Raw genomic sequence first — 13,394 nt, 5'->3', positions numbered from 1 at the left:
AGCCTCACTCAGCGGCTTCAGGAACCCGCTTGACCTCTTCAGAAGCCTCATCACCAAAGGTTGGCTCTCTCGGATCCTGATTGCCATTTGCAAGCGCATACTGATCTGCAGACATCTGGCCTTTACGTCTGTTTGCAACCCGCCCATAACCATTCGCAAGATGCATAGGCATCACCAGAGCAATCGGGATCACAACCAGCGTCAACATGGTTGAGAACGCCAGGCCGGAGATCACCGCGGTTGAGAGCTGCACCCACCAACTTGCAGTGACGCTGCCAAAGGTCGTGACCTGATTGGCAAAGTCAAAGCTGATCTGCGTTGCCATTGGAATGAGCCCTGCAATCGTGGTGATGGTGGTCAGCATCACCGGACGGACACGCTGAGCACTGGTGCGCAGGGCTGCATCTACCGGGCTCTGCCCATCTTCACGGAAGCGATTGTAGGTATCAATAAGCACGATCGCGTTGTTCACCACGATACCTGCCAGCGCCACAATACCCGTACCGGTCATGATGATTGAGAACTTCTGCCCCGTCACCAACATACCAAGCAGCACACCAAACACACTCATCACTACAGTCGAGAGCGTCAGGAAGCTCTGGTAGAAGCTGTTGTACTGGGTCAGCAGAATGATGAACATCAGGAACAGCGCACCAATCATTGCCTTCATCAGGAAGGCCTGAGACTTGGCTTGCTCTTCATTCGCCCCGCGGAACTTGATGAACACACCCTCCGGCCATTGCTGAGCATCGATCCATTCCTGAATCTCTGCCTCTTTCTCAGTCACGAGGAAGCGGTCTTTATCAACGCCAGCTTTAACGTCCAGAGAGAACATGCCATTGCGGCGTGTAATGCTGGAAACCTTCTGCTTCGGTGTCCGCTCCACAAAGTTGGAGAGGGGAATCTGACCCAGCTGAGTACGAAGACGCAGCTCATCAAACTTGTCCAAAGTCCGCTCGTTCTGAGGAAGACGAACACGAATGTCCACTTCATCCTCCGAGTCAGACGGGCGATAGTCACCAATCAGAACACCGTTGGTTACAAGCTGAACCATAGCGCCTACAGCTGCGATATCAGCTTTATAACGAGCCGCTTTTTCGCGATTGATGGTCAGTTCCCAGTCAATGCCCGGTAGCGGACGGCTGTCTTCCTGATCACGCAAACCATCAACAGTGTCAATGTGATTGCGAACGCGGTCTGCTGCTGCGACAGCTGCTTCATAGTTGTTTGAGTTGATCTGCAACTGGATGTCTTTACCAGTTGGAGGACCGCCCTCAACCTGCCGGGACTCAACCTTGATACCCGGAAGCAGAGATGTTTTCTCACGAACGCTGTTAAAGATTTCCTTTGCCGACGGGCGGCAACAGAAGTCAGCAAACTCAATGTCGATAGAGCCAATCAGATCCGCAGGAGCGTTGTTGCCACCGCCACCACGCACACCAACAGGGAAGGCGCGGGTTACGACATTTTCAATGCCCGGCTCAGCCAGAATGATGCTGTCAACGTCCCGAACCAGTTCAAGAGCCTCAAGAGCAGACATGTTGCCGCGCGCGGTCACATAAAACTTACCCTGCTCAGGCTCTTCATCCACGAAGAACTCTGTGCCGGCATTGTTGCTCATAAAGGTCATAAAGATGCTGCCACAAAGAACCAGCATAGCGACGATCGCCAGCATGCCGGCCCACCACTTGCGAACCAAAAACTCCAGAACGGCAATATAGGCACGCGTAATACCGCGCAGCTTTGATGTGTCAAACGGACCATGTCCGGAGAACACTTTTGCGGCTGCCAACTCTTCCGTTTTCCGGCGCTCAGCACGCGCACGAGAATAGTTGAGGATTGGTTTGAACATCTTCATCAACGGCAAATAAGCAATGATGACGATAACGGCCCCAAGCAGTTTTGATGCAGGACCAAGGACCGCAACGATTGGTGTCAGGCTGGAGACGACGGCAGCCAGCCCTACAGCAACGATAAGAGCCAGAAGATGCTCGCCATACTTGCTCATAAACGCAAAGACAGCGGCCAAAATACCACCTGTCACGGGCAGGAACACCATGGCCGTCAGCAAAGAGCCAGACAGAACGATGATCACCATGATTGGCAAGTAGCTCATAAACTCGCCTGGTACGCCCGGCCACAGCAACATTGGTAGAAAAGCCGCCAGCGTTGTTGCCGTGGAAGAGACGATCGGCCAGAACATCAGCTTGGCAGCACGGATGTAAGCATCCCGTGGAGGCATACCTTCAGCTGCCTTACGGTCTGCGTACTCCACCATCACAATCGCACCGTCAACCAGCATACCAACAGTCAGCACCAGGCCGAACATCACCATGGTGTTCACGGTCATACCGATGGTCGTGAGTGTCAGGAAGCCCAACATAAAGCTTGTTGGAATAGCCAAACCAACCAAGATGGCAGACCGCAAACCAAGAGCAGCAATAACAACAACCATCACGAGGAAAATTGCTGTCATGATGGAAGATTCAAGAGAGTTTAGGGTCTGAAAAATGTTGTCTGATACATCGAGCATATAGCTCACAGATACTGTACTTGGCAGCTCTGCAGTAACGTTTTCAACAACAGTGCGAACAGCAGCATTGTTCTCGATAATGTTCTCGCCAATGCGTTTGATCACATCCAGAGAGACAGCAGGCTGACCATTCACAAGTGTAAAGGTACTTGGATCTTTGAAGGTACGTTTGATCGTAGCGATATCGCCAAGTGTCACGACACCTTCACCAGCTTGTTTCACCGGCAAGGAATACACATCATCCGCATCAAGGATCAGACCCGGCACTTTGATGTTGAAGCGGCCAGCACCTCCATCAATAAAGCCTGCAGCAATCAGCTGGTTGTTCAGCCGAAGTGCATTGATTAGCTCGCTCTGGCTGATGGAGTAGCTTTCCATCTTAAGCGTATCAATGATCACTTCCAGCAACTCATCACGCTGGCCAGTCAGCTCAACCTCTTTCACCGACGCAATGGACTCGATCTCGTCTTTTAGCCGGTCAGCAAGACGGTAAAGCGTGCGGGCAGGAACATCACCGGAAAGGGCGATGGTCATGGTCGGCTGAAGCGCCATATTGTGGGTGCTGACAGTCGGTTCTTTGGCGTCCTCAGGGATCTTGGTCTTCGCCGTGTCAACCTTTTCACGAACGTCCGTCAGCGCTTTGTCTTTGTCGACATTAATGTCGAACTCCAACAAAATGCCCACATGCCCTTCGGCGGCGATCGTTGTGATCTCCTTCAAACCTTCAAGACCGCGGAGTTCAGTCTCCATCGGTTGACCTATCAGGCGGGTTCCGTCTTCTGGAGAAATACCGGACTGGCTGACAGAAACATAAAAGAAAGGAACGTCAATATCAGGCGCAGCTTCTTTGGGAATCGCGATGTAGGACATAATGCCTGCGATCACCATGAAGAGCATCATCACAAAAACTGTTTTGGGGCGTTGGAGCACCCCTTCCAGCATGGATATCATTGTGAAACCTCCGCGGTTTCAAAAACGGGATGAACAACGCGGCCTTCTTTAACGAAGTCCTGACCAACAGTAATAACGGTCACTTTTTCTGGCAGGCCCTTGAGCCAGACGCCCTTTGTGTCTCCGCCGATCATCTCAACAGGATAGAAAATGACCTTGTTGTCTGCACCAACGCCGCGCAGGCCAATATCCCCATTGTCAGCAAGGGTCAAAATGCCCGGCGATACAAAGTGTGCTTTCTCATTGGCAAGTTGCAGCTGAGTGCTGGTCGTAACACCGTCCCTCAAATCAAAATCAGAGTTAGGCAGTTCAACTTCCACGTGGAAAGTACGTGTGTCCGGATTGGCGGAGCTCGCAATGTGGCTCACTTTGCCTTCAACGGTTTGACCGGTCACCAGATTTACAACAGCGGTCTGGCCAATCTTTACAGCCTGAATGTTGGATTCTGAAACAGCGCCGATTGCAAGCATTGGGTCCGGTGCCATAATTGTCGCGCAAACGTTGCCAACAGCCAGCATCGCGCCCACTTCTGTCAGTGGTGTCTCGATGATCCCGTCAATAGGGGCGCGGATTGCAGTACGTTCCAGCTCAAGTTCAGCTTCCTGCAACTGGGCTTTGGCCGCGTCGCTTGTCGCTTTAAGCGCGATCACACGGTTCGCAGCAGAAAAGCCTCTGTTGTTCAGCTTGCTGGCAGCTTCAAAATCAATATTGGCCTGAGCCAGAGCTGCATTGGCCTGAAGAACGCGTGCTTCACGTGCGCCGCGATCAAGGGAACAGAGCAAATCACCTTTACGAACGAACATGCCTTCCGTTGCAGGGCGTGTACGCACCACACCAGCAGTTTCCGAATGCACTTCAACACGCGTATCAGCCTGCGTCCGTCCGCGCATTTCCAAAAATGGAGTTCGTACAGTCGCTTCAAGGGTCTGCACTTTTACGGCAAAGGGAACAGAGCCGAGAGCTTTCACTCTTTCTGCTGGTGGTGGAGTCGAACCTTCGCCCGTCCCCTGACCCATAACCACGGTTGTGCCGGTCGCCATCCAGATACCGATTCCGGCTGTAAGCCCCAAAGCCAGAACATGTGAAAATCGAATTGCCATTTTTCTCTCCGCCGGTTCTAGGCGATTATTCAGCTGCTTGAGCGTGGGAGACACGCTCGCTGGCGATGCGCTCAAGCTTGCTTCGGTTCATTTTCATGTAATTAAGGGAAGCACTCAGTGTGGTAATGCCGTATTCCAGTGTCCACGCACTTGCAGGATCCTCACAAATCTCAAGTTCGTGGGTCATGCCCCCGATTTTGAGCTCCAGATGCTCAATACGGCGGTCAATCTCCTTGGAAATAAACTCGCCACCAACCCAGCGGCTATAAAGAGCAAGCAGAAGAAACGGGGATCTGAACAAATCCTCGACAGGGGTCTCAGACAGCTCTTGTACAAAAGCGTCACGACCTGCCTGTGTAATAGAATAGATTTTCCGAGAAGGTTTGCCTGGTGAAATTTCTTCGCGCCACGTCACAAGACCGTCCTGTTCCATCTTGGCAAGCGACGGATAAATTGATCCGTAACTGGCTTCAATGAAATGACTGAAATGCCCTTCTTGCGCAGTCTTGCGAATTTCATATCCAGTAGCATCCCCGCTGGATAATATGGCAAGACAAAATTTACGTGTGCTCATTCCCCACCACATCGCACTGAGTGTTAAAAGAGACCTCATATAGGTGTGAGGTCGAATAACTTACTGAACTTAAAAGACTTAAAATCGATTAGAGCTAAAGTCTGGTCACGTTCGATATATATCGACTAGATATATGTGAAACTTTTTACTGAAAGCTTTAATCACTGTCAAATGTAGAAATGTAACAGGATGTCCCGGTCGCGCTACATAGGGTTCAGATTGTTCTCGTGCTCAAAATTTCAATGGTTACCCTTCAAATTTAATAAGATTTCTACAAAAGAATGTGTCCGCCATCACAAGTTGAGCCATTTTTTGTGAGCTTAGGAGGAGTTGTGCATTGGAATTCTGCACAAACCTACTTGTCTTGTCTTGCTGTTTTGAGGTGAAGTGTTGCCAACAAACTTCAAAAAGGTATTTCATGATGGATTATGCACGCGACATGATTGGGTATGGCCGGAACACGCCGAACCCTAACTGGCCAGGCAATGCGAAAATCGCGGTTCAGTTTGTCATCAATTACGAAGAAGGCGGCGAGAACAACATCCTTCATGGAGATGCGGGGTCTGAAGCTTTCCTTTCTGAGATTGTTGGCGCTCAAACCTGGCTGAACCAGCGGCACATGAATATGGAGTCAATGTATGAGTACGGCTCGCGTGCTGGCTTCTGGCGTCTGTGGCGTTTGTTCCGCAAACATGAGCTTCCGGTAACGTGCTATGGCGTTGCCACGGCACTGGAGCGAAATCCTGAAGTGGTTGAGGCCATGAAAGAGGCTGACTGGGAGATTGCATCTCACGGCCTCAAATGGATCGAGTACAAAGATTTCTCCGCTGATGAAGAGCGCTGGCATCTCCAGCAGGCGATCAAAATCCACAAAGAGACGACCGGAGAGCGCCCATATGGCTGGTACACGGGCAGAAGCTCCGTCAACACACTGCAGATGGTTATGGAAGAGGGGGGCTTTCTTTACAGCTCAGACAGCTATGCAGACGATCTGCCTTATTGGGTTGAAGGCCCCAATGGCCCGCACTTGATCATCCCTTACACGCTGGATGCCAATGATATGCGGTTTGCAACACCGCAGGGCTTTAACAGCGGTGACCAATTCTTTACCTACCTGAAAGATAGCTTCGACACGCTATACGCGGAAGGGGAAGACGGAGCGGCCAAAATGATGTCCATCGGCTTGCATTGCCGCCTTGCCGGACGCCCCGGCAGAACAGCAGCTCTTGCCCGTTTCTTGGATTATATCTCCCAAAAGCAGGATGTCTGGGTGCCGCGCCGGATCGATATTGCCCGCCATTGGCACGAACACCACAAGCCCTAACCGCTTCAAAAACTGAAGCCTTTGCCTCTCTCGCCTCAGGTGAGGGAGGTTTTTTCAACATCTGTAGAAAAGCCATCTTGTTCTTGAACTGGCCGCAATCCAGCCATTTGCAGGCCAGACACACCCTTTAAAGCCTTGTTGGTCGCACCCTTTGAATCCACATAGTGAATTGTGCATAGGTTCAAATTGTCGTGACCATCTGTCTTCCTCAATTAGTTATTGATAGAGACAAGTTAGAAACGCAAATCGACTGTGCGAAATGTTTTTTGCAGCATGCTCGGCAATCTAACTTAAGGAACAATAATAGGGTGACCATGAGCTTTTTAAGTACAACTGCCGAGAAGGCGAGGCATTGTAACAAAGGTAGTTTGTCCAGACGTGGTTTTGTAATCGGAACAGCAGCTCTCGCTTTGGCAGGCTGTCAGACAACCGGTGCTCCAAAACGCAAGACTGTGGCCGACCTTCGCCAGGATCCGTACTACAAGGCTGTTTATGGCCCGATGCCGGAAGAAAAATTCCCCATCCCTGCAGTCAATCTCAGCCAGATCCCAGACGGTAAGTACCTCCGTCAGGTGGTGAACTACACCGGTCCGGAAGTTGGCGGCACACTTGTTGTCGACCCATCCAACCGCTTCCTTTATCTGGTGCGCGGTGATGGCACTGCCATGCGCTATGGTGTCGGTGTAGGTCGTGCTGGCTTTAGCTGGAACGGCGACGCTGTCATCCAGTACAAACGTCAGTGGCCAAAATGGACGCCGCCAGCAGAGATGATCGCACGTCAGCCAGAACTTGAAGAGTTCCGCCATGGCATGGCGCCGGGTATTGAAAACCCGCTGGGCGCCCGTGCGCTTTATCTGTTCCAGAACGGCAAAGACACGTTGTACCGCCTGCACGGAACCAACGAGCACTGGTCAATCGGCAAAAACGTCTCAAGTGGCTGTATCCGCCTGCTCAACCAGGACGTGATTGACCTGTACAATCGCGTGCCAGATGGATCACGCGTTGTGGTGCGTCCGGCAGGTAACCCGGTGGAACCACTCAGCGTTTAGCTAAATGTAGCATCGCGAAAATGACTGAAAGGCCTGATATCACTGTCAGGCCTTTTGTGCATCTGCCTCTGGAAAACGCGCGGGGCAGACCAAGGAAAGTGTAACGAACTGTAGCAAAACGCCGGTTCAGACAATGTCATTACGTTTTTACAAACTTCAAAATGCACATGTCTCACAAAAGCAATGTAAAACACTCTCAACTAATGTGTTCTTTCAAGCGTGCTTGAATCGCCAAGAGGCTCCTCATTGATCCAGTGAGCCTGAATAGCCGTAAGTACTGCAAATTCTGGTAGGAGTTGGCTGTTAATGTCCCGTTCTAGACAGGCTGTAAAAGTTGGTCTGATCGCCGTCGTAGTTGGTATTGCAGGTTTATATATCGGCAAGCCGGTTCTGTTCTCCAAGCCTGTCCCCTTGTTCGCTTCCGTTGGACTAACGCTTTGGCCAACTGAGACGGCAGATGTCGTCGTGAAGGGCTCCGGCAACAAACAGCAGGGCAAGCGTGACGGCGGAAAACGTGGCGGTGGCGGCAATCAGGAAATTCTGGCTCGCGCCCGTAATGTGACCACAGGCGTAACCGATACATTTGTCCGCGCAATTGGTACAGGCCGTGCTGCCAAGATGACAGATCTCTACCCGGAAAGCTCTGGACGTATTCAGGAGCTGCCTTTCAAGGCAGGGACGCGCGTCTCTACAGGTGATGTTGTGCTGCGTCTGGATGATGCAGAAGAGAAACTGGCGGTCAACCGCGCCAAGCTTGCGCTTAAAGATGCTGAAGAGCAGGTTGAACGCTATGAAAAGCTGATGTCTTCGCAGACCATTTCGACAGTCCAGATGCAAAACGCTTTGCTGGCAACAAATCAGGCCCGACTGGATCTGGACAAAGCCAGTATCGATCTTGATCGGAGACTGGTGAGAGCGCCATTTGAAGGGATTCTGGGCATCATGGATGTCGAAATTGGCGACTACGTAACCCAGTCTTCCCGCATCACAGGTCTGGATGATCGCTCAAGCATTCTGGTGGAATTTGTCGTCCCAGAACGGTTTGCCAACAAGGTCAAACGCGGGGATTCTGTAGAACTGCGCACAGAAGCCATGCCGGGGCATACATTCAGCGGTGAGCTAACGGCTCTGGAAAATCGCGTCAATTCCGAATCCCGTACATTGAAAGTACAGGCAACAGTGGCAAATCCTGACGATCTTCTGAGATCCGGGATCGCATTCGATGCTCGCGTCCAGTTGGAAGGGGATGAATGGCCATCCGTCCCGTCCATCGCGCTCAAATGGGATCGGTCCGGCCCGCATGTCTGGCTTGCTGAAAATGGTGAAGCTCTGCGAGCCGACGTAACCGTTATTGAGCGCAGCGCTGATCGCGTATTGATTGAAGGCGAGGTAGAGCCGGGCGATATCGTCATCACGGAATCAGTGCGTGACTTGCGTCCGGGAACAAAAGTGACGCTTCAGGCCGAGCCGGGTTTTACGCTGACCAGCCCCGATGAGCCAGCCGCGCCACTCGTAAGTGAGACACAGACACCCAGTGATAAAGCTGGGGTAAAAGGCAAAGGGAAGGGACTTGGACAAGGCAAGAATAAGCCGGACACAGGCCAAACCGATAAGGGGGAACCAGTAAAAAGCTCTGGTTCCCAATCTGGAATATCGCCTGATGGCACGACGCAATCCAACTCCTGAATGACTGACCCGAAGGTGTTTTTATGACAACCGACAAAAAATCGACACGGGAAAGTCACCTGAGCGGATTGTATGCCTTGTGTGTACGGCGCCCGGTTCTGGCAATTACCCTGAACCTTCTTATTATCGTGGCCGGTATTGCGGCATTACTTGGCGTTGAAGTGCGCGAAATGCCAAATGTGGACCGGCCCGTTGTAACGGTCACGACCACATACTCCGGTGCGCCGCCAGAAGTTACGGATGCCGAGATAACCAGTGTGCTTGAAAAAGCGATTTCCCGCACCGCAGGCATCGAATCCATTTCATCCAATTCAAAATATGGTCGCAGCCGAATTACCGTTGAGTTCAATGATGGTGTCGACGTCAGTGAAGCTGCCAATGATATCCGCGATGCTGTGAGCGGAGCGGGGCGTAATCTGCCAGAAGATGCTGATACTCCCGTTGTGGTGAAGGCAGACGCAGATGCCGATCCTGTCATGCGCGTTGTTGTAACTTCTGATGAAATGCGCATCGAAGAACTGAGCAAGTTTGTGGATGACGAGATCGTTGACCGCATCACGTCTGTACCAGGTGTCGCCAGCGTGGATCTGTATGGCTCTCAAACGCCTGTCTTCAAAATCGCGATCAACGTGCAGGCAATGTCATCTCGAGGCCTGACACCTGATAATCTGCGCTCTGTTTTGGAAGAGCTTGCGCTCGATACCTCCGGCGGATCGCTGGAAACGGGCGATCAGGAGCTCTTTGTTCGCGCAAACTCTGACGTGAAAACTGCCGAACAGATCGGTATGGTCAAGCTCAACGACACCACCAGAATTCGCGATATCGCGTTTGTGAGCTATGGGCCGGAACGAGCATCCTCTGGTGCGTTTTACAATGGCAAACGTGCTGTTGGCATGGGTATCATTCGCTCGGCAAACTCAAACACCATCGACATCTCCAACAACGTCCGCGCTGAAATTGAGCGCATGAAGGACCAGCTTCCAAAGGATGTTGAAGTCAACGTCAGCAGTGATGATGCAACGTTCATTGGTGGCGCGATCAAGGAAGTCGTGTTCTCGCTGTTCCTGTCCACCAGCATTGTCATTGGTGTGATGCTGCTGTTCCTCGGCTCCATTCGCGTCACGCTTATTCCAGCTGTTACTGTTCCTGTTGCCTTGATTGGGGCTTTGGTCGGCATCTGGCTGGCGGGCTTTTCCGCAAACGTGTTGACGCTTCTGGCCCTTCTGCTGGCAACCGGTATGGTGGTTGATGATGCAATTGTGGTTCTGGAGAATATCTCCAAGCGCGTTCATAAAGGGCAGGGACCGCGGGCTGCTGCCATACTTGGTACGCGAGAGGTCTTCTTTGCAGTCATCACCACAACGGCCACGCTGGCTGCTGTGTTTATACCAATCTCATTCCTCCCGGGCAGTGTCGGCAAACTCTTCTCTGAATTCGGTTTCGTGCTTGCAATCAGCGTGATGCTGTCGTCCTTCGTTGCGCTGACACTTGCACCGATGATGGCTTCCCGTCTGCTGCGAACGAAAAACTATGAGGACACGCACAAACCCTCTGCGACCTGGACTGTGATTTCCAATATGGGGACCGCCATTGAGCGTTGGTACTCCAGCACGTTGGATTGGACATTGCGCCGTCCATTCATATTGCTGGGCGCCGCAACACTCTTCGTCATTCTGGGAGCATCCCAATATACCTCACTGCCAAGACAGCTCACCCCAACAGAAGACAGGTCTGTGATCTTCATGATTGCATCGACACCTCAAGGGGCAAGTTTAGACTACACCGCGGGCAAGATGAGTGAGTTGGAATATATCGCTCAGCCCTATGTTGAAAATGGCGAGGCTCGAAGCGTCATGAGCCTTGTTGGCATGGGTGGGCAGATCAATCGCGGCTTCCTTGTTATGTCTTTGAAAGATTGGGCAGAGCGAGATCGCAGTCAGCAGGAAATTGTCAACGAACTACAACGCAAGACCGCTAAAATTCCCGGCCTGAAGGTGCGTGTTGCTCAACCCAATACAATCGGAATTCGCGGCGCTGGGCAAGGACTTCGCTTTGCCGTAACCGGCACCAATTATGACGAATTGGCTGAAAATGCAGATGATATCGTCTCGGAGATGCAGGCCCGTTACGGTGACAAAGTTGGCTTTGCTTCCGTGTCCTATGAGACGACACAGCCGCAACTGCTGGTGAGTGTAGATAGAGAACGCGCAAATGATCTGGGACTGTCTTCCGACCGGATCGCCTCCAATCTGCGCATGCTGCTCGATGGCTCGTCAGTAGCGGACCTCTTTGTAGAAGATGACGGCATTCCAATGGTCATGGAAGCAGGTGGTCTGCCATTGCGCTCTACCCGTGATTTGGAAAATATCTTCATCAAGAGCAAAGACGGCACCATGCTGCCAATGTCTTCTATTGTTTCTATTGAAGAAGAGGCTGTAGCACCAAGCTTGACGCGCGAAGAGCAGCAAAGAGCAGTCCCCGTCACCATCTCCATCAATGACGGCTATGACCTTGCTCAGGCAATCTCCGACATGAAGGAAGTTGCCGAGGAGGTTTTGCCGGAAGGCACCAACGTCACGCTTTTGAGTGAAGCAGCGGTTTTGGAGAAAACCACGTCCAACGTCTACATGACCTTCCTCTTTGCGATCCTGGTGGTTTTCCTTGTGCTCGCTGCGCAGTTTGAAAGCTTTATGAGCGCCTTTGTCATTCTCTGCACAGTGCCCTTTGGCATTTCAGCAGCAATTATCTCTATCGGCCTGACAGGGGGCTCCATCAACGTCTACTCCCAGATCGGTATCATCTTGCTCGTTGGTTTGATGGCCAAGAACGGCATTCTCATTGTCGAGTTTGCCAATACTTTGAGGGAGGAAGGGCGTTCAGTCTTTGAAGCGATCCATGATGCATGCCTCATCCGCTTCCGCCCAGTTGTCATGACTGTGGTCTCGACGGTCCTCGGCGGTGTGCCACTGGTCATGGCCTTTGGTGCAGGGGCAGAAGCGCGCATTGAGATGGGATGGGTAATCGTTGGTGGTTTAGGCTTTGCAACACTCTCCACACTCTTCGTGACACCAGCCGCCTACTTGCTGCTGATGCGCTTTACGAAGCCCCGTAAAGCCAGTGAAGAGAAGCTGCACAGTGAGCTTGATAAAGCGCTGGGCACCACGAATACGCCAGCAGAATAGTTGCAGTTAAGGACAAGCCGAGATGATAACAATACTTGCATTGCCTTCATCTCGGCATTTCTGCGCAAGATAAAAGATGTCCAGCCGCAGTGTGACCAGGTGGGAGTTTGCGCCCGGCTCGGTCGTCTCACTCACACGGTGGCCGAGATCTTGCGACAGCTCCAACTCAAAGAACGCTTCACTTTGAGAAAAGTAGGAGAGCAGCAAATCCAGATCGAGCGCCTCATTACCGGCGGCGTCAACGACACGGGTCTGGCGAAGCTTGTCGCGCCACATAAGCTCTCCGCAATTATCAAGAAATTGCTCGCAGGAGACCAGCTCGTCAAACAGTTGATGAACACTAGAACGAAGCATCTAATCTATCCCCAGCCTTTCAGATGCAAATTGCAGAGCGAATTATAGTCCAAAGATCTGATTTCCCCTCAAAACCAAACGATAAAATTGAAGGCATGAGCCATTTGATTGCACAGCATCAGATCACTGAAGTCCACAATACCCCTCAATTGTCACAAAAATGCAATAAAGCGCATTGAGTGCGCTTTGATCGTGGTATGCTTTGATTTTCCCTAATGGAATTAAAGGTGCGACCACGGAGAGAAATGATGCGCTCACTTAAGTTTTTGATGGTGATACTGACAGGTCTGTCGACAATGCTGATATCAGTCTCACTCGGTAATGCCTTGGGCATACAGCAATTGACAGAAGTGAGTGGACGAGCGGAAGTTGTCGATAAACGCCAGCTCAATATCTATCACCAACATGGGATTATTCGCGTTGGTCTGATGTGGCCTGCAGAAAGTCATTACTCTTTACGCCGACAGCTGGCGACCGCAGTCAAAGTGAAATGCTTGATGTTCGGATCTGAAGCATCTGCAAGCTGCGTTGCAATTGATAAGTTCGGGTCGCGCTGGATGCTCGGCAATGCCAATCAAATGGCATTCACAAAGTAAGGTGCTTAAAAGCGCCGACAGCCCAATGCTCTCGGCGCGTTCTAA

9 protein-coding genes are annotated in these 13,394 nt (G+C 51.6%); 5 read left to right on the top strand and 4 right to left on the bottom strand.

All coding sequences use genetic code 11. The features are described 5' to 3' along the window. Nucleotides 1–4: 4 nt before the first annotated feature. The 3 genes from DHN43_RS01600 to DHN43_RS01590 are packed head-to-tail and all read right to left on the bottom strand — an operon-like array spanning nucleotide 5 to nucleotide 5,158. On the bottom strand, nucleotides 5–3,484 hold the full coding sequence (locus tag DHN43_RS01600; RefSeq protein WP_108817518.1) for an efflux RND transporter permease subunit: 3,480 nt from the start codon (nucleotides 3,482–3,484) through the stop codon (nucleotides 5–7). Continuing rightward, complete coding sequence (locus DHN43_RS01595) at nucleotides 3,481–4,584, bottom strand: efflux RND transporter periplasmic adaptor subunit (protein ID WP_108817517.1); 1,104 nt, start codon at nucleotides 4,582–4,584, stop codon at nucleotides 3,481–3,483. The genes DHN43_RS01600 and DHN43_RS01595 overlap by 4 nt, the downstream gene beginning before the upstream one ends. Nucleotides 4,585–4,609: 25 nt before the next feature. Next, nucleotides 4,610–5,158, bottom strand: a complete 549-nt coding sequence (locus DHN43_RS01590; RefSeq protein ID WP_063288378.1) for a PadR family transcriptional regulator — start codon at nucleotides 5,156–5,158, stop codon at nucleotides 4,610–4,612. Between the two features lie 418 nt (nucleotides 5,159–5,576). Here DHN43_RS01590 and puuE point away from each other — a divergent pair, with 418 nt between their 5' ends. The 4 genes from puuE to DHN43_RS01570 all read left to right on the top strand — a co-directional run bounded on the left by puuE (nucleotide 5,577) and on the right by DHN43_RS01570 (nucleotide 12,399). Next, the gene (gene puuE / locus DHN43_RS01585; RefSeq protein WP_108817516.1) at nucleotides 5,577–6,482 is read left to right on the top strand and encodes an allantoinase PuuE; all 906 of its coding nucleotides are present in this window, start codon (nucleotides 5,577–5,579) and stop codon (nucleotides 6,480–6,482) included. Nucleotides 6,483–6,850: 368 nt separating this feature from the next. After that, nucleotides 6,851–7,531 carry a L,D-transpeptidase gene (locus DHN43_RS01580; RefSeq protein WP_108817515.1) on the top strand — a complete coding sequence of 227 codons (681 nt, stop codon included), beginning with the start codon at nucleotides 6,851–6,853 and terminating at the stop codon, nucleotides 7,529–7,531. A gap of 306 nt (nucleotides 7,532–7,837) precedes the next feature. Continuing rightward, nucleotides 7,838–9,217, top strand: a complete 1,380-nt coding sequence (locus tag DHN43_RS01575) for an efflux RND transporter periplasmic adaptor subunit (protein ID WP_108817514.1) — start codon at nucleotides 7,838–7,840, stop codon at nucleotides 9,215–9,217. 23 nt (nucleotides 9,218–9,240) lie between these two features. Then, nucleotides 9,241–12,399, top strand: coding sequence for an efflux RND transporter permease subunit (locus tag DHN43_RS01570; protein WP_108817513.1), 3,159 nt, complete (start codon nucleotides 9,241–9,243; stop codon nucleotides 12,397–12,399). A 6-nt stretch (nucleotides 12,400–12,405) separates the two neighbouring features. Here the strand turns inward: DHN43_RS01570 and DHN43_RS01565 are convergent, their stop codons facing one another. Further along, nucleotides 12,406–12,753, bottom strand: coding sequence for a hypothetical protein (locus DHN43_RS01565; protein WP_057466069.1), 348 nt, complete (start codon nucleotides 12,751–12,753; stop codon nucleotides 12,406–12,408). 248 nt (nucleotides 12,754–13,001) lie between these two features. Here DHN43_RS01565 and DHN43_RS01560 point away from each other — a divergent pair, with 248 nt between their 5' ends. Further along, nucleotides 13,002–13,349: a hypothetical protein gene (locus DHN43_RS01560; protein WP_108817512.1), complete on the top strand. Its 348-nt coding sequence runs from the start codon at nucleotides 13,002–13,004 to the stop codon at nucleotides 13,347–13,349. The last annotated feature ends 45 nt before the right edge of the window (nucleotides 13,350–13,394 follow it).

It is taken from the genome of Pseudovibrio sp. Alg231-02 (assembly GCF_900143565.1).
Taxonomy (GTDB): domain Bacteria; phylum Pseudomonadota; class Alphaproteobacteria; order Rhizobiales; family Stappiaceae; genus Pseudovibrio.
The sequence above is the reverse complement of the archived record's forward strand: the minus strand, read 5'-3'. Positions and strand labels throughout refer to the sequence as shown.